The sequence below is a fragment of the Gilliamella sp. W8136 genome (assembly GCF_016101285.1).
GTDB classification, from domain to species: Bacteria; Pseudomonadota; Gammaproteobacteria; order Enterobacterales; family Orbaceae; genus Gilliamella; species Gilliamella apicola_N.
Map to the genome: position 1 here is coordinate 1 of NZ_JACFQU010000026.1, position 18,730 is coordinate 18,730.

Genomic DNA, 18,730 nt, shown 5'->3' on the forward strand with positions numbered 1-18,730 from the left:
CTGTTGCTGTAACAGTCGGCATGCCACCTCAATTGGCTGCTGCAATCCAATTAAAGCAAGGGGTAAGTACAACTGAACACGATATAAAACAATCGTTACAGCAACTATTACCTGACTATATGGTACCTACTAGCTTGGTCATTTACCAAGATCTGCCTTTGAATGCTAATGGTAAAGTAGATCGTAAAACCATTATTAGTGAACTTGCTAATCATACAACTAACATTGTAGATAAAGAACCGCCTCGAGATGAATTGGAACGCCAATTAGCAGAATTATGGCAAGAAGTTCTGAAATGCCCTGCTCTGTCTCGATATGATGATTTCTTTTTAAGTGGTGGTGATAGTTTGACTGCAACTCAAATCATACAACTTCTCCATAAACGACATATTACCCCTGAGCTTATTCCACTTAGAGCATTATTCACAGCACCTACAGTTGCTAGTTTAAGTGATTATATCAAACAACAATGGCAGACCCACTCATCAATAGCTATTAATGAAAGCACTCTATTTGAAGAAGGTACACTATGAATAAAGCAATAACTATAGAAACTTTATTGAACGAATTATCCTCACAAGGCGTATTACTTTGGTTAGAAGGTGATCAGTTAAAATTTAAAGCACCTGCTGGGGTAATAACCGAACAGTATAAAGCGTATTTAAAAGAGAATAAGCAACAAATTATTGAATATTTATCATTAGTTAATAATAACCATATTGAACATGATGCTCATGGACGCTATCAACCATTTCCACTTACTGATCTGCAACTAGCTTATATGGTGGGTCGTAGTAATCTTTATGAATATGGTGATGTTGGTTGCCATAGTTATATTGAATTAGAATTACCTAAAACTAATGGCAAACAGTTAGAAGCAGCTTGGCATGGATTGATTATGCGTCATGATATGTTACGAGCTATTATACTAAAAGATGGTACACAGCAAGTACAATCAGAAGTAATTTTACCATCACTTATCGAAAATGATTTTAGTCAATTAGATACACAACAGACAGAGCAACAGCTATTAGCCATAAGAAAGCAACTGTCGCATCGTTGCTACGATCCTAATCAATGGCCTTTATTTGATTTACAGCTAAGCCATATCGCACATGGAGCAATTTTACATTTTTCTATTGATCTATTAATTGCTGATTTTGCTAGTATTCAAATCTTATTAGCTGAACTTGGTGAAGCTTACCATCATGGTGTAATGAGTTTAGCTGAACTCCCTATTACTTTCCGTGATGTGGTATTAGCCAAAAAACAAGCTTTTAATAATCCTCTTTATCAAGAACGCTATGAAAGACACAAACAGTATTGGCTAAAACAACTCGAAACGATGCCATTGCCTCCAGAGTTACCAACAATTAGCAAGCAACAAAACCAAATTGTAACGTTTGAAAGATTTAACTTTACTCTGACTAAAGAACGTTGGCGAGCACTTTGTGAAATAGCGACTAGCCATAAGCTAACACCATCAAGTGTGGTGTTAACCGCTTTTACGGATGTGTTAGCACGTTGGTCTCGTCATCCCAATTTTTGTATTAACTTAACTTTATTTAATCGACCTACTGATTACATAGGGGTACATAACATTGTAGGTGATTTTATAGCAGTCAATGTATTGGGCATTAGAAATAACCCAAAGCATTCTTTCATACAGCGTAGTCAAGCGTTACAAGAACAACTTTGGCAAGACCTAGAACACAATGAGTTTACAGGTATTGATGTATTACGGGTAATGAATCAACAAAATCAAGCTAATATATTGGTTCCCGTGGTTTATACCAGTACCCTCGGCGTCAAAGGCGATAACCTTGCAGACAATGAATTTATGCGTAATGCTAAATTACATTATGGTATTACTCAAACACCTCAAGTATGGTTAGACTGCCAAACGACTGAACGCTATGGCACATTGCAATTAGATTGGGATATCAGACAAGGAATATTTCCTGAGGGAATGGCTGAGGCAGCTTTTGCCTCTTTAAGCGAATTATTAAATGATCTAGCTGATGACAAAAGACTATGGGAAAGTAATGTTATTATCAAATTGCCAATGGCTATGCAACAACGTCAAGCAGAGGATAATGATACATTTACCGCTTATCAGCCACAGTTTTTACATCATGATTTCTGCCAACAAATTCTAATCCGACCTAATGCCCCAGCAATCATTGCGAGTGATTATCATCTAAATTATTTACAGTTGGCAGAATTTGCTTTGAGTATTTGTCAACAGTTACAACAAGCAGGTTGCCAATCTGGTGATAATGTTGCAATTATAATGAATAAATCAGCCAGTCAAATAGCTGCTATATTAGGTGTTTTATTAGCCGATGCCACCTATGTACCCATTGAAAGCCAACAACCTACATCAAGAAAACAGACTATATTAGAAGATGCAGCAATAAAATTAGTTATTACTGATACCCCCCATCTTCATGAAAATTTATTAAGTTCAGTAAAAATTTTATTAATTAATAAACCGAAAGCAATTGATGATATTGATTCATCAAACATAACAAACACTTTTAAACAGTTTATTAATCGTTACCAACAAAAATCAGAAGAGACCCATCGTACGGCCTATATTATTTTCACCTCCGGCACTACTGGTAGACCCAAAGGGGTAATGGTTAGCCACTTTGCAGCATGGAATACGGTAACTGAAATCAATAGACGTTTTGGCTTAACTCATCGTGATAAAACACTAGGTTTAGCAAGTTTTAGTTTTGATTTATCTGTATGGGATATTTTCGGTACTTTAGCCGCAGGTGGTTGCTTAGTATTACCCGATGCTGAACAAAAAACAAATCCAGAACATTGGGGACATCTGATTGAGCAACATCAAATCTCTCGTTGGAATTCGGTTCCTGCACAAATGCAGATGTTAATTAATTGGTTAGAATGGGATGACCAACTAAATCTAAGCAGTTTACAAACAGCCTTTTTGTCAGGTGATAAAATCCCCGTTACCCTACCGGTTTTAATAAATCAACATTTACCTAATTTACAGTTAATAAGTTTAGGTGGTCCAACAGAAACGTCAATTTGGTGTGTGAGTTATCCAATCAATAATGTGTGTGATAAATACACCATACGAATTCCATATGGTAAACCCTTAGCTAATCATCAAATTTATATTTTAAATGAACGCCTTGAGCAATGTCCTGATTATGTAATTGGCGAAATGTATATCGGCGGACATGGTTTAGCAACGGGCTATATAGCTGATGAAAAACAAACAGCCTATCGGTTCATCAATCATCCTGTCACAGGTCAACGACTCTATAAATCAGGTGATATCGGTTTTTACACTACACAAGGAATAATTGAGATTTTAGGGCGTGAAGATAATCAAACTAAAATCAGAGGATATCGTATAGAACTAGGAGAAATAGAGGCTGCACTCAATCATATCGCCACAATTAAACAAGCCGTAGCTATTGCAATTAATAATACCAGCAGTTTAGCTGCAGCTATTGTCGTAAACGATTTAGAAGATAAAAGTGAAACAGAATTTATTGCCCAAGTTAAACAGCAATTAGCGAATAACCTTCCTGATTATATGATCCCAGAACGAATTGATATCTTTCAGCAATTACCACTTAGCAGTAACGGTAAGGTAGATCGTAAAGAATTAAGTCGATTATTTGAAGAACCCCATACTATTATTAGCCAAGATTTTGAAGAACCAACGGCAGATCCTGTAGAACAGGATCTATTAACTATTTGGCAAGATTTATTGAAAATCAGTCAGGTTTCTAGAAATGATGATTTTTTCCAAGTAGGTGGTTCTAGCTTATCAGCGATTAATCTACTCAGCATTTTACTGGCTAAAGGTTATCCCGCCACCTTAGAGTTAATTTTTAATAACAGTATATTTGTTAAGATGGCAACCGCATTAAAAAGCAGTAATGACTCAAAAAATAAATGGTTAGAAAGTATCGATTTAGTCACTATGGCTGAACAAGCAATGGTCGGTTTAACTCATGCTAAAGCATTTGATAACGATCATCACCCACAAAATATATTACTAACAGGCGCTAATGGTTACTTAGGTATCTATATCTTGAGTACGTTACTGCATAAAACTTCCTATAACATCTACTGTTTATTACGTGCAGAAGATGAACAGCAAGGCTTTAATCGGTTATTTAAAGCGGCTACAGAAAAAGGTGTATCCCTTCCACAAGCCGAACAGCGCATTAAGATTTTTTGTGGTGCAGTGGATAAAGATAATTTGGGATTAACCGAATCTGAATATCAACAATTAGCGAATGAAATCGACATAATTATTCATAACGCTTCTATTATTAATTTAATGGATCCCCTCAGTAGCTTGTTTCCCACTAATGTACAAGGTGCGCTTAATATTCTTAAATTAACAATCGCTAATAAGATTAAACAACTGAATTATGTTTCTACTATTGCTGTTCACCATGCATTAATTGATCACGATGAAGATGAACCCATTCCTGAAATTACAACGATTACTCGTTGGCGAGATCTTGATTTAACTTATGAACAATCAAAAATAATGGCAGAAAATCTTTTCTATCAGGCAAGAGATCGGGGCGTTCCTATCAATATCATGCGTCCAGCTACTATTACTTGGGCAACGACAGAAGATCCTTTTATTAATGATGATGCTTTTTTAAAGTTCTATAAAGCCTGCTTAGATATTGCAGCGTATCCACACTCAACTTTAAAAGTAAATGTGGTACCGGTTGATTTTGTAGCACAAAGCATTTGTGCTATCACTCAAACCCATTATGGCACCAGCAAAAATTTCCATTTAGTTTCAACCGACAGTTTAAATGTCGAACAAATTTACCATTGGTTTATTGAATTAGGCTGTCAACTAAAAGGCTTTGAATTTACAGAGTGGCAACAGAAGTTACAAGATAATTTTGTTGCTGGTTTTGTTAATCTTTATTTTAAAGAAGGTATGAATAATGGCGGTCATCATCAATATGCAATAGATAACTTATTAACAGCGCTTGAGCCATTTGATGTTCATTCATTCAAGGTAAGTAAAGATTATTTTAGACCACTCATTCAGAAGTTTAGCAATAAGGAGAACCAATGAATAGTGCACTATCAGACAATATAACCAACAACAATGCTTCTTGGTGTCGTATTTATCAACCCCGGCCATTGGCTAAACAGCGGTTCATTTGCCTACCCCATGCGGGTGGCTGTGCAAGTTTCTTTAAACGTTGGCCAATTACCTTACCAAGCTCTATTGAGTTGGTAGCGATTCAATATCCTGGTCGAGAAGAGCGGCTGGCCGAACCGCTAATTAATAATATGGATGAGTTAATTAATGGATTGATTGAGGCATTAATCCAACAACGATTACTTGATAAACCTTATTTACTGTTTGGGCATAGCATGGGCGGATATGTAGTATATGAGCTTTGTCTTGCGCTACGAGCACGCAACTTACCCAATCCCTATCAGTTGGTAATTTCTGCTAGCGAAGCGCCTTCCCATAAAAATTCTAGCAACTTACATCTTGAGACTGATGAGATACTTCTTGATGAAATTGAAAAACTCAATGGTATGCCCTTTTCTTTAGCGACTCATCCTGAGTTAGCACAAATGTTATTACCTATTATTAGAAATGACTATCAACTTATTGAATCATGGCAGCCAAAAATTAATCCTCATCCGTTTGATATTCCTATAAGCATATTTGTGGCATTACAAGATACTGAACTTACTGAAGCACAAGCACTTGCATGGGAAAAACAGACAACACAACACTTTCATTGTGAACATTTTCAGGGTAACCATTTTTATCTTATTAAAGAACAAGCAAAAGTTATTCAAGCACTAGTAAAAATAGCGAAGCAACAAATGAGAGCTCATTACCAATCGATGATAACACCTTAAAAAAATAATTAGTTAATTGATTTAATCTGTAATTTTAGGAAATAAATATGAAACACCTACCCACTCTAAGAAACAATCTGTCCTCTGTGCCATTAGTCGCTGTTAATTATAATATTAACAATAAATTACTTTTGGCTAGCGCTTTATGCTTATCCTTTAGCGCTAACGCGGAAAATACTCCCGCCGACGGAGAAGCATCAGTAGATACCATGACAGTCACTGCACGACATGTTAAAGAATCCGCCAAAGACATCCCTTTTACGGTTAATGTGATTGATAACAAACAGATTGTCGAACAACAAGAAAACACACTAGAAAAGGCTTTAAATGATACGGTAGGAATACAGGTTATCAGTAATATGGGAGGAGCAAAATCAATTCGAATGCGTGGTGTCGGTTCGGTGCTACCCATGAGCGGTGATGATAGTTCAGTAAGTATTATTGTTGATGGTATGCCTCAATCGATTAAAAACACTACTTTAAATTTATTAGATGTAGAACGTGTTGAAGTGCTTAAAGGTCCACAAGGCACATTATTTGGTCGAAATAGCGAAGCGGGTGCGATTAATATCATCTCCCAAAAACCAACCCTTTATTTGGAAGGAGACTTTAAAACAGAATTTGGCGAAGATAATCATAAATTAACTCAAGGTGTTATTAGTGGTCCCTTATCCGATACACTAAGTGGACGACTAGCTGTACTTTATGATGAAACCGATAGTATTATTGATAATCATTATGATAATGAACCTGTTAGTATTCTCAGAAATAAGATGGCACGAGGTTCATTACTATGGGAACCATCTGAAAATACTTCGATCCTATTTATTACAGAAGTTGAAGATGCTATGGGTATGGATGATATGTATATGATGCGTCCCTATGGTCATCATCCGAAAATTGATATCCCTAATAGCAGCGATAAAAGTGATAAAAAAATCTATCGTTTTAATTTCAAAGTAGAGCACGAATTAGAAAATAGTGTGCTTACGTCTATTACAGGCTATTCTCATACAAAAATTGATACTCAATCACCGATTTATGAAGGTGATCTTTATAATCATTTAATCGGTATGAGACCCCCTTCAAATTGGTCGTTTATCACTCATGAGAATTTGTTTAACCAAGAATTTAGAATTTCATCTAAACAAGAGGACTCTATTTTTTGGGTAGCGGGTATTAACTATTATAAGAACGACCGTCACCGCAATACCTATGATGTTTTTGATGTTTTTTATCCGGTTAATCCTTTAAATGCCGATATTCATAGAAAATTCGAAACCGATAATGTTGGCATATTTGGAGAGATAAGCTACCCCATTACGGATAAATTTAAACTAACAGCAGGTATTCGCCAATCTTATGAAAAGAAAAACTACCGAGCAAAATGGTATGCAAACTCTATTTACAAAAACGCAGCACCAAATATGCCAGCAACGGCTTTAGATAAACAAAAAATAACCGATCACTACACAACAGGACGCTTTGGATTTAACTTTATATTAAATGACAATGCCACTCTCTATGCACTTTATTCCCGTGGCTATAAAACAGGAGGATTTAATGATCAAGGTACCGACTTTGCAACGTTAGGAGTAGCAGATCAAGCTTATAAATCTGCCTATGTTAACGCCTATGAAACAGGATTAAAGTTAGAAAATGACAGCAGCACTTTGGGATTAAATACGGCTATTTTTCATAATAATACTAAGCGCGAACACTTAATGGCATACAACCCTGCAACTTTTGTATCGGTTGTCGAAAACTATGATACCCGAAGTTATGGAGTTGAGTTAGATGGTTTTTGGAAAACACCTTGGAATTTAGAACTTATTGGTGGTTTAGGTTATACCAACGCCAAAATTGTAGGTACACCGAATAAAAGTCTGGCTGAGGTAAAAAAGCATAACTCTATTCCTGATACAGCTAAATGGAATGCGAATATTACGTTACGACATACTATGCCACTTAATATTGCTGGATTAGATTTAGAAACCAGAATTAGCAACCGCTATATTGGTTCACGCAAAAACGATGTACAAAATACCTTTGGTTTGAAACCTTACAACAAGTTAGATGCTCGAATTAGTATTAAAAATGCTAACGCACAAGTCTATATTTGGGGGGATAATTTACTGAATAAAACTTATGATCTTTGGGGATATTACATACCTGCTATGTATGCTGGGGGACCAGATGCAACTATTGGTTCACCTGGTAGAGGCAGAACTGTCGGGATTGGTTTTGCTTATAGCTACTGACACTAAATTTAACTAGTCGGCTAATAAACCGACTAGTATCAAACAGGAAATGATTTATGCAAAATAATTATTCTGATGTTTTAATTCTAGGTGGTACAGGTAAAGTAGGAAAAACTGTCATTGACTATTTACTAAAACACAGTCAATGTCAAATTAGCGTTGTGACTCGAAACACTCAATTATCTTTAGATAATAACCGATTAACAAGTTTACAATTTGATGCATTAGATAAAAAGCTACTTAGCCAACATTGCAAACAAGCTGACTTGGTGATTTCTTGCATTGGTCCGTCACAAATAGTGGGATCGACTGTTGCAGATATATGTTATCAAACGGGTACGCCTTATATTGATGCCGGTGGTTACGATCCATTATTAAAGCATCTAAGTCAATTAGTAATGGCAAAACCTTCAACTGTTCCACTTATCATTAATGCAGGATTACTACCAGGTTTATCAGGAGTCTATCCCAATTACCTAATAACTCATTATTCTGATAAGCAACCTATCGAAAATTTGGAAGTTTGTTATGCAGGTCGTGATGCTTGGAGCTATAACTCAGCATGGGATATTATTGTCGGCTTAGGTGATTTTGGCGAAAATCGTGGCTTTTGCTATATCGCTAATAATAAATTGATTAAAGTTCCTTTTTTTAAAGCCGCCAATAAACAAACTTTTGCTGAACCTATTGGTAAAGTAAGTACTATGCTAATTTATTCAGAAGAACTGCGTAGATTAACCAATCATTATAAAATTCCAAACCTGAAAGTATGGGGTGCAAATATTGGTCCTAAAGCGGCTTTTAGTTGTGCCATCGCCAAATTGTTTGGTTACTATAAAACCCCAGAAAAAATCACTAAAGCCGCGAAAAGGTTAGCCTCTGCTTCTGCCAAAGATATGCTTAAGCTATCACCTATTTATTCTATTAAATGTAATATTAAATTAGTTGACGGCAGGATCATTGAAGGCAATTTACTAACAGGCGATACCTATCTTGCAACGGGTACAGTTATCGCTATCACAGCTAAATATTTATTAGAAAATACGGTAGTTGCGGGTGCTTATAGCTTGCATGAAGCTATCCCTAGCGAAGTTATTATCAATCAATTGCTAGCTGAAAACATTATTCAGATTAGTACTACAACTCATAATACTTTAACTGCAACGGAGGCAATTTGATGACAATCTCTTCTTTTATCACTCACGCAAAAAAGATTATTGTAATTGGTGGTACCGGCGAAACTGGACAGCGTATTTTAAAATACTTAAAACAAAGTTATCCTGATATTTCCATAACTTGTGCAAGCCGTCAAAACACTTTGACCCAAAAGGATATCCCTTTTGTTACCCTTGATATTAATAATAAACAACAAACCATAGAGCTATTAAAAAATTACAATTTGGCTATTTTAGCAATGGGACCTATGGAACGTTTATTAGATGCTCCTCATCAACTGTGTTTAGATGCTGGAATTGATTGTATTGATATTAATGACAGTGCCAGTGCTAGCAAAGCCATATTAGCCTTACATACAGCAGCTCAAAAAAAACAGTGTAGTATTTATACAGGAATGGGGTTATCGCCTGGTATCACATCCTTAATGTTAATGCAACTGGCTCAAGCCAAAAAATCCACTACTGGGACTTACTGTTCTAGATTATATATGGGCGCTGCTTATGGGGGTGGTAAAACTAGCCCCTACTCAATGCTTGCTAACTTTACAAAAAAAATAACCGTTTTTCAGCAAGGTAAATTACAAACTATCGCGACGCCTTGGAAGAAAGATCCCTATCAATTTCATTTCTTTGGTCAAGAAAAACCTTTAGCCATGATCCCCTATGGCACACCTGAAGTCATTTCTTTAAGCAGTGAGCGTTATGACCAACAACTTGCTCCAATTACTACTTTTGATAGTCGCTTTCATATTCAATTCTTTCCTTTAGCCATGGCAAAAGCTATCGCTAATTTTAATCCTAGTACTAAAACTATTAACTTTTTAGCGAAAAAGTTCTATAGCAGTGGTCAATCTATTAAGCATAAACCCAAAGCCGATCCGGATACTTATATCTGTATATTTCCTGATAACCAACCTAAGCAAGGCATAATGTTACAAGGTAGCATTTCTTCATACGATCTCACTGCATTAATGGCATGTGCTGTAATCGATTGTTGGTTAAATAACAAATTGAAAGAAAAAAATGGTGTTTATCCTGTTGAATTTTTATCAACGACTACCCGAGAATATTTAGTGCAAATGCTTGAGCAAAGAGGTATTTCTTGGCGTACAGGAGATACTGATGCACTAAAACACCAAAACAACTATTTTGGTTGGTTAGAATCCAATATTTATAATGTACAAACACTCCGACATTACGGTAAAAACTGGTATACAGTAGATAAAGTTCATCCAAGAATGGTTTATTTACAAAAACAATTTTTATTTCAATCGGAAGTATGGCAGTCTTTAAAAAGTAAACTTAACCGTTTTCAATTAACTTCTTTTGTTATCAAAATGCTTATACGTTGGAAAAAACAGAAAAAACAACTTGAGCAATATGCCCAGAAGAGTATTGAATGGAAAAACTTAATCAAAGATTTAACGATGTTTACATCAGGTTATAGTTTATTTCGTGAAACGGTAGGAAAAGAAATCGCTTATCCACTTTATCGTAAAATGTTTTTAGATACAGGTGATATGGAAATGCAATGGTTATGGCCTCAAGCTGAAGCCTTTGCTTTATTAGCTAATCCAGCAGAGGCTGTATATCAGTATTGGTTAGCATTTTTAGACAGTTACCAACAACTAGGAATATTAAATTATAGCCAAACCATGTTGTCAAAAGATTGTTATCATATACATATTGATCAATGTATCTATGCTGAAGTTTTTAATAAACTTGAGTGCCCTGAATTAGCTAATTTAGTTCGAGAAATGGAACATTATGCTTTTACCAGAATTGCATCGAAAACACCTTTAATCATTGATTGGCATCAAAAAGCAAATGGTGAAGCAGATGTTTTTTTAAATTTGCAGTCAATAACCGATAAACAAACAGCAAATAAAGTCAATAGTAGCTGAATTACTCACTATTATTGATTGTGTAAGCATTTTGTTGGCGTACTTCTTTTGGTAGTACCCCAAATTGCTTACGAAAAGCTGAGCTAAAATGACTAATATTGCTATAACCCATTATAATCGCTGTCTCAGTTACGCTATTAGTTACTAATAACTGCTTAGCTTTATTCATACGCTCAGCTAAAAAATAGGCATAAATACTTTTACCAAATACTTTTTTAAAGCCTTTTTTTAGCTTATTTTGATTCATTCCTACTTGTTTTGCTAGCCAATCAATGGTAGGAGGACTGCTTAAATCTTTTAACAAATAATCATGTGCAACATTGATTTGTTTGTATTCTCTTTGGGTAAATTCTTGTTTTCCTAAACAACTATTAAACGCATGAAAATACCAATTTAAATACTCTAAAACATAAGCATACAATAATAATCTGTTAGTCACTCTACAATCGGTGTTTCGTATTAAATGGTACAGTTGCCTTGCTGAAGATAGCACATTTTTATTAGCCTCTAACTTATGATGGTGTAAAAAAAAATTCATATTATGATCTAAACAAGAAAATTGAAAATCGATATCGCCAAGCAAAACTTCTAATAATTTTGGCATTACCATGACTTCCACATTACAAAAATCATCAGAATGCTGTAAGCAAAAGTTTTCGCCACCAGTAAAACCAAAGATTAAATCGCCTTTATGGGTGCTAAAGTGCCGATCTTTAATTTGCATCTGTAATTTTCCCTGTAATTGGCAGTTAAAACATACATGATTATTACAACTAGGAAATTTTTTACATACATCTACTGCATTTAAATGCTCTGCTGTTACCACACACACAGATAAGCCAGGCTGAAGCTCTATATAGCTAGAACCATCGACATGATTATCAGGTCTATAATTTTTTAATATTTCATCTAAATGCATATATGCTCCTTCACAATCCGTAAACGATAACAAATATCATTTGCATTTACAATAAAATAAAGCTACTATTTCATATAATTTTTTTAGCAGTAAAAATGCCCTCTTTTATAGATTTATTAAAAATAAAAGATTTATGAAAATGCTTTATGAATAACCAAAATACTAGCAGTAACCGCCGACCCTATTTTCTATTTATAATAGCCCAACTCTATATTATTCAAGGTATTCCAGTTGGTTTAGCGTTTGATGCTTATCCTATTTTATTGCGTGATGCAGGCGTATCACTGGCTGTGATTGCAATAATTCCCTTAGCAGGGATACCTTGGGTAGTTAAATTTCTATGGGCACCTTTTGTAGAAAATTATTGGCTGGATAAAATAGGTTATCGTAAAACTTGGCTACTCCCTATGCAGTTTTTATTAGCGATATTAATTACCGTAATTGCTTTCACTCCTTTTACTGAAAATACTACCAACCAATTAATTGGTATTATTATTTTGTCTTGTATTATTTCTGCCACTCAAGATATTGCTACTGATGGTTTAGCTGCTGACTTAGCACAAATCAACACCATTACGCAAATTAATAGTATTCAAGTGATGGGTAATATTATGGGTATGTTAATTGGTGGTGCAGGTGTTAGTATTTGTTATGACTACTTAGGAAAAACTTACAGTATTTTATTACTGGTTGTAATTATTATTTTTTCAATTGCACAACTACTATTATGGAAAGAGCCTAAATTATTTTACACGTCACAACCTAAACCTCGAGCTAAAATTGGCCTCTTTTTTAAAAGACCAAAGGCTTATTCAATGTTATTACTGGTACTACTCGTACCCTTTGCTGGCTCAGTGATTTTAACCATGTCTAAGTTGATTCTTTTAGATCGTGGCTTATCGGTTAGTGATGTAGGACTGTATACAGGTATCGGCGGTTATTTAACAATGATATTAGGTTGCATACTCGCGGCCTATTTACTAAAAAAACATCCCCCTAGTTATACCTTAAAATTAGGTTTTAGCCTAGTTGCATCGTTAGTTTTTAGCTGGAGTGTACTGGATTATTACCCAAATTATATTAATGCAGTTACGGTTATCATATCAATGACGTTGTTGGGAATTGGTATAGGATTTATTAATGTTAGTATCTATACCTTTACCATGATTTATGCTAAACAAAGCAAACAAACAGCTACTGATTACGCCGTATTTCAAAGTACTCTACTACTTTCTGAAATTATCGGTTCTTCTCTCTCTATGACACTAGCGGAATATTTTAACTACCTTGTCGCATTCTTTAGCGCTTTAATGGCTATCATTGCTATTTTTGTTATTAATAAGAAATATTTAAAACTCTTTACATAATATCACTGATAATTATTAATCTATCTATAGATATTATTGTGCTACTCTTTAAAAATCTGTATAAACTATAGGTGATTAAAGAATCTTTTATATCAATAAAGGTTTTTAATTTGCTGTTAAATGAGTATTTTTATAAACATTGTTACTTACATTAAGATAAATAGTGTTATCTTTTTTATTATAACAATCTCTTTTTTGAAAAATTCCTTTGTCACAACACTTTTAATTGAATAATTCAAAACGTTTTATATTCTTTAAGTTATAACACTTTCAATCTGTCGTTTTACTAGGTATATAATTTTCACTTAAAATTTTGATATAAACTTTTTATAAAGTTCATTTAACATTCTAATTAATATCGACTTTTACATTCTAACTTCTTCTTTATAAGCTATTTTTAATCATAATGCACTAACTAATTTATAGTTTTAAGGATTCAGCTTTTGTAAATTGAAATACTATTTACCAATAATACTTAATCTTTAAAAATCTCTATTTATAAATTCCTATTACCCTAAATATTAATTAAATCATCATGGCTCTGTTGCTCTTCGTTTAATTGAAGCTTCAATTTTTTTTGCTAGTTCATATATCTCATCTTTCGTCAGCGGAGTTTTACCTTTGGATTCGCTCTGTTTGCCGATTACTGACATAATTAACCATGGGTAATTTTTTGAACTCTGTTTAACTACTGGATCATATTCGACAATACTATAGTAACCGTAATCAGACGGAGCTTTATCTTTATAACGTATTTCCACGAAGCTTGCTAATCCTTTTCGTCCATCCATCTTAATATCTCGATACTTAAAGGGAAACCCTAATAATTTGATATTTTTAATGTTATCATTATTAATATCATAATTCGTATTCCAAAACAGATTGATTTCATCTTTGCTAGTAAAACTCAATGAATTAGTAAATGACCAAGTACTCTCTGAAAATGAAATTACAATATCGGGATGTTCATTTAAGCGGAAAGAGACCGTCATATTAATTGGCATCGTTTTATCATTACCAGCAACAAAACCATAGGGTATACATTTCCCCGCTTCTTTAGGCACTTCAAACAGTTCTCGAGTTCTAAAATTATTGATAATGGATTCGGCATTTTGTTTGTAAAATGCAAAATCTTTTTCCTTACCTTGGTAACGTTTATTAGTATAAAATGAATAAATTCTATTATTTTCAACAAATAACACTCTAGATGCTTTATCTGCATAATATCCAAAACCATTATTTTGCTCAAATAATTCTACTAAAATATTAGGATTATTAATTTTAACATTCTTGTTTGAGTTATATATTTTTTGTTTAATATTGATCCATTCTTCATTTTTCCATTTGGCTGTAATAGATAAGTCATTATCATTATAATTAAAAGTTGATAAAATCGCCCATTTACCATCAGAAAAATATGCTGGATATTTTGTTTTTGGTTCAAAATATTTATTGGTAGGATACAATGCAACCTCAAGATTATCGGGTAGATCAATAGAATAAGATCCAATGCATTCTGTTTTTAATGTTAAATCAGCAGCTTGGGTAATACTGCTAATAGTCATACAGGTTGTGAATAGTATAAATCTTGTTATATCACTTCTAATTAATTTCAAAGAAGCCAAATTTCCTAATCCTTTTAAATGATCAATCATTGCTCTGTTGCTCTTCTTTTAATTGAGGCTTCAATTTTTTTTGCAAGTTCATATATCTCATCTTTCGTCAGCGGAGTTTTGCCTTTGGATTCGCTCTGTTTGCCGATTACTGACATAATTAACCATGGGTAATTTTTTGAACTTTGTTTAACTACTGGATCATATTCGATAATACTATAGTAACCGTAATCAGACGGAGCTTTATCTTTATAACGTATTTCCACGAAGCTTGCTAATCCTTTTCGTTCATCCATCTTAATATTTCGATACTTAATGGGAAACCCTAATAATTTGATATTTTTAATGTTATCATTATTAATATCATAATTCGTATTCCAAAACAGATTGATTTCATCTTTGCTGGTAAAACTCAATGAATTAGTAAATGACCAAGTACTCTCTGAAAATGAAATTACAATATCGGGGTGTTCATTTAAGCGAAAAGAGACCGTCATATTAATTGGCATCGTTTTATCATTACCAGCAACAAAACCATAGGGTATACATTTCCCCGCTTCTTTAGGCACTTCAAACAGTTCTCGAGTTCTAAAATTATTGATAATCGATTCGGCATTTTGTTTGTAAAATGCAAAATCTTTTTCCTCTCCTTGATGATTTTCATTTGAATAGAATGTATAAATTCGCTCATGCGCTATAAAAGATAGATTGCTATCAAAATCGCTGTAATAACCAATTAATTTATCATTCTCGTAAATATTATTAATTTTATATTGAAAATTAGTTTTCAATCTACCATCAGCATCATTGATTAATTTGTCAACAGCTTTTTTCATTCCTTTTTTGTTAATATGACCATCGGTAATATATATTCTATTGTTGTTATATTCAAAAATAGAAAGAATAGCCCATTTGCCATCTAAAAAATAATTTGGAAACTTTGAACCTGGCTGTAAATAACGCTCAACCGGATAAAGAGCAACCTCAATATTATCAGGTAGATCAATAGAATAAGATCCAATGCATTCGGTTTTAAACGACAAATCATCTGCCTGCGTAATACTGCTTATAGCCATACAAATTGTTAATAAAAAAGTTTTTTTCATATTGTTATCCTTATGTTACTAACCGGATATGGTAAGGAATAGCATTGTTTTCACCTTCAGTCCAGTGAATGGGCAACAGGGTAATATACCCTTTGATTTGTTGTAATTCAGTGTGTTGATTAATATCGTAGTTTTGCCAAAAAATAGAATTAAATGGCATTTTTAATTCTTTTTCAAAATAATACTTAATCGTTTGGTCTTCAAGCATTCTTTTCTTTTGTCGTACTTCAGATTTAAGTTTAGGGTCTCCATTTGCCATCTCCATTGTTTTATTGTATTTTTCCTTAACATAATTTTCTAATTTTTTATAATCTAAAGCTGGCCAAATTGAAGCATAATCATTTAGCTCAACACTTTTAGCGTTTGTATTTTTTGTATAAAGATAATTCCTGACTATAAATGGAAAAACCGATTCATAAATATCAGCATTCGTTTTAGCTCTTGATTGAATGGCTTTTACACTACTTGCCAGTTCAGGTACTTCAATAGCTTGCTCTAAACCTTCACCATATAAACCTTGCCAAATTTGTTTGCGCAATTGATAGGCAAAGGTTCTAACGGGTATATTTATGCCTCGCTCAGGACAAGTTACGATTTTTGTTTCATTATCAACAATTAATGCGGCTAGTTCTGAATCTCGTCCGCCTAACAAACTACGATCATTAATATTGGCACTTCCTACTAAAACATAAAGGTCATCAACTATAGTAAGTTTACTATGCACATAGATTTGCTCGGTCACGGTACGATCGCCTAGTTGAGCCCAACTACGTAAGTTAAGCAAGGTTACATATTTACCGCACTCTTCTAGTGGAATAGTTTGATAATCATTGCCAATTTTATCGTAATAAGCCGAACGTATTTTACTCCACTCTTTACGTGGCACTTCATCTTTAACCAGTTGCTGATAAACCCATAGATGTTTTCGAATTCGATTAAGTAAACTATCACTTCCAAATGAAATAGTTTGCATAGTATGGTGAATGGTGGCCATTGTTGCTCCGTCATTTAATTTTCCTTCCGGATGCACAGGCAAGGTAATATAAATGTGAAACGGTTCAGGTTGAAGAGCAAAAATAGCATGAGCAACTTTATCACTTAATTCTTTTACAATTTGATTTTCAGGTAAATCTTTCCCATTGAAAGATAAAATTCTTGTAATATTAGGTTTAATCCCACTTTCTGTTTTTGCCACCTTTGATAATCGCCCTAAACCTGCAAAAGGGCTACCATAATCAGAAACGAAAAACTGATTTTCAAGATAGATATACCGTTTTGCTTTCTTAATTAATTTAATCATAACTTGGTAGATATCACTTTGAGGTTCAGAAACAGTTTCTAAAATTTCCTTAATATTTTTTTGTAGTTTTTTTCTATCAGACACAGAAACTTTACTCTTTTCTTTTTTACGCATTTTTTTAGGAGCACTTCTCAATATTTGAACACTTATATTTCCCTTATCTTCTAAAGCATCATACTCTTCTTGTGTTGGTAAGGTTAAAGGACGCTTAATACATTCAAAAGTAACTGTAGCATCGTCATATTTACTAAGGTTTTCACCACTAATAAAATTGACTTGATTCCATCGTAAAACAAAATTAGTCACCAGATCAAATACTGCTTTTCCTTCAATTTTAACTTGAATATCTTGCCATGGCATAATCGGTTGATTATCAGCTAATGTGTGTGTTTTTTTGGGGAGTTGTTGATAACGTTTTCCTTCAAAAATTTCTCCCTGATATATTTCATTATCTCTTAATGATATTCTTCTTTTAATTTTAAAAGACAAAGTTTCTGCTTTTTTGGGTTTAACTACCGGCTCTATGCAAGGATTATAACGATTTCGCACTTTTCGTTCATCAGCATTGGGATCCAATTTATAACCATGACTGTAACGACCATAAGCCAAATCTATACCGCCAACAAATGCTATTTTTCTATCGATAATGACAAATTTTTGATGATGAGAAAAAAATTGTTTAGTTGCAGCACTATAAAAAGGCTCATCATTACGAGAACTATCTAATCTCACAGCTATGGTTTGACGTTTTATTTTTTCATTAATATAATTTCTCAATACTATTTTAGCCTCATCATCATTTGTTTCTAGTGGAAAACAATCGTCCCAAAGTAAAATAAAAATTTTTAAATCTTTCTTTATGGCCGCCACTTCAAGTAACATATCAACAACTCTAAAATTTGGAGCTAATATTGCATCCCAATTCACTTGCCAACCACTAATATAGATCTCCTTTTCAGCACTTCTAATAGCAGTAAGTAAATCTTGAAAATATTCATAAGATTGCACATAACTTTTTACACTGTTGTTATGTATAGGTTCTGCAAAATTATTTCTATTATTTTGCTCATTAATATCATAAAGCCAAATATCATCTGTTACGGTTGATGTGTATTCCTGCTCTTTATTTTTATCAAGCAAAACTTGTGTTTTATTGTGTTCCTTCATTTATGTAC

11 protein-coding genes are annotated in these 18,730 nt (G+C 33.7%); 7 read left to right on the top strand and 4 right to left on the bottom strand.

Features of this window, described 5'->3' with window-relative positions; all coding sequences use genetic code 11:
• From H3T96_RS14095 to H3T96_RS14120, 6 genes are all read left to right on the top strand, one after another.
• Window positions 1-533 (top strand): phosphopantetheine-binding protein (locus H3T96_RS14095; RefSeq protein ID WP_186279216.1); only part of this gene is annotated, 533 nt, incomplete at its 5' end.
• The gene (locus tag H3T96_RS14100) at window positions 530-5,101 is read left to right on the top strand and encodes a non-ribosomal peptide synthetase (protein ID WP_144091496.1); all 4,572 of its coding nucleotides are present in this window, start codon (window positions 530-532) and stop codon (window positions 5,099-5,101) included. The genes H3T96_RS14095 and H3T96_RS14100, both read left to right, overlap by 4 nt.
• Entirely contained in the window at window positions 5,098-5,910 is an 813-nt protein-coding gene (locus tag H3T96_RS14105; protein ID WP_144091495.1) for a thioesterase II family protein, read from the top strand. The genes H3T96_RS14100 and H3T96_RS14105 overlap by 4 nt, the downstream gene beginning before the upstream one ends.
• A 47-nt stretch (window positions 5,911-5,957) precedes the next feature.
• Complete coding sequence (locus tag H3T96_RS14110) at window positions 5,958-8,171, top strand: TonB-dependent receptor (RefSeq protein ID WP_144091494.1); 2,214 nt, start codon at window positions 5,958-5,960, stop codon at window positions 8,169-8,171.
• Between the two features lie 56 nt (window positions 8,172-8,227).
• On the top strand, window positions 8,228-9,349 hold the full coding sequence (locus H3T96_RS14115; RefSeq protein WP_144091493.1) for a saccharopine dehydrogenase NADP-binding domain-containing protein: 1,122 nt from the start codon (window positions 8,228-8,230) through the stop codon (window positions 9,347-9,349).
• The gene (locus H3T96_RS14120) at window positions 9,349-11,250 is read left to right on the top strand and encodes a saccharopine dehydrogenase NADP-binding domain-containing protein (RefSeq protein WP_144091492.1); all 1,902 of its coding nucleotides are present in this window, start codon (window positions 9,349-9,351) and stop codon (window positions 11,248-11,250) included. Before H3T96_RS14115 ends, H3T96_RS14120 begins: the two co-directional genes overlap by 1 nt.
• Window position 11,251: 1 nt before the next feature.
• On the opposite strand, the gene H3T96_RS14125 is transcribed toward H3T96_RS14120, so the two are convergent.
• The gene (locus H3T96_RS14125; RefSeq protein ID WP_086326442.1) at window positions 11,252-12,169 is read right to left on the bottom strand and encodes a helix-turn-helix transcriptional regulator; all 918 of its coding nucleotides are present in this window, start codon (window positions 12,167-12,169) and stop codon (window positions 11,252-11,254) included.
• 146 nt (window positions 12,170-12,315) lie between these two features.
• On the opposite strand from H3T96_RS14125, the gene H3T96_RS14130 reads away from it, so the two are divergent.
• Window positions 12,316-13,536, top strand: a complete 1,221-nt coding sequence (locus H3T96_RS14130) for an MFS transporter (protein ID WP_144091491.1) — start codon at window positions 12,316-12,318, stop codon at window positions 13,534-13,536.
• 533 nt (window positions 13,537-14,069) lie between these two features.
• Here the strand turns inward: H3T96_RS14130 and H3T96_RS14135 are convergent.
• From H3T96_RS14135 to H3T96_RS14145, 3 genes are read right to left on the bottom strand one after another with little or no spacing between them, the layout of a single operon-like run.
• Entirely contained in the window at window positions 14,070-15,191 is a 1,122-nt protein-coding gene (locus tag H3T96_RS14135) for a T6SS immunity protein Tli4 family protein (RefSeq protein ID WP_144091490.1), read from the bottom strand.
• Window positions 15,188-16,255, bottom strand: coding sequence for a T6SS immunity protein Tli4 family protein (locus H3T96_RS14140; RefSeq protein ID WP_144091489.1), 1,068 nt, complete (start codon window positions 16,253-16,255; stop codon window positions 15,188-15,190). The genes H3T96_RS14135 and H3T96_RS14140 overlap by 4 nt, the downstream gene beginning before the upstream one ends.
• Before the next feature lie 10 nt (window positions 16,256-16,265).
• The gene (locus H3T96_RS14145) at window positions 16,266-18,722 is read right to left on the bottom strand and encodes a phospholipase (protein WP_144091488.1); all 2,457 of its coding nucleotides are present in this window, start codon (window positions 18,720-18,722) and stop codon (window positions 16,266-16,268) included.
• Between the last annotated feature and the right edge of the window lie 8 nt (window positions 18,723-18,730).

What these genes read in the sequence shown, in the direction of transcription:
- H3T96_RS14100 (WP_144091496.1), top strand. Translation starts at nt 530, where the DNA reads ATGAATAAAGCAATAACTATAGAAACTTTATTGAACGAATTATCCTCA.
- H3T96_RS14105 (WP_144091495.1), top strand. Translation starts at nt 5,098, where the DNA reads ATGAATAGTGCACTATCAGACAATATAACCAACAACAATGCTTCTTGG.
- H3T96_RS14110 (WP_144091494.1), top strand. Translation starts at nt 5,958, where the DNA reads ATGAAACACCTACCCACTCTAAGAAACAATCTGTCCTCTGTGCCATTA.
- H3T96_RS14115 (WP_144091493.1), top strand. Translation starts at nt 8,228, where the DNA reads ATGCAAAATAATTATTCTGATGTTTTAATTCTAGGTGGTACAGGTAAA.
- H3T96_RS14120 (WP_144091492.1), top strand. Translation starts at nt 9,349, where the DNA reads ATGACAATCTCTTCTTTTATCACTCACGCAAAAAAGATTATTGTAATT.
- H3T96_RS14125 (WP_086326442.1), bottom strand. Translation starts at nt 12,169, where the DNA reads ATGCATTTAGATGAAATATTAAAAAATTATAGACCTGATAATCATGTC.
- H3T96_RS14130 (WP_144091491.1), top strand. Translation starts at nt 12,316, where the DNA reads ATGAATAACCAAAATACTAGCAGTAACCGCCGACCCTATTTTCTATTT.
- H3T96_RS14135 (WP_144091490.1), bottom strand. Translation starts at nt 15,191, where the DNA reads ATGATTGATCATTTAAAAGGATTAGGAAATTTGGCTTCTTTGAAATTA.
- H3T96_RS14140 (WP_144091489.1), bottom strand. Translation starts at nt 16,255, where the DNA reads ATGAAAAAAACTTTTTTATTAACAATTTGTATGGCTATAAGCAGTATT.
- H3T96_RS14145 (WP_144091488.1), bottom strand. Translation starts at nt 18,722, where the DNA reads ATGAAGGAACACAATAAAACACAAGTTTTGCTTGATAAAAATAAAGAG.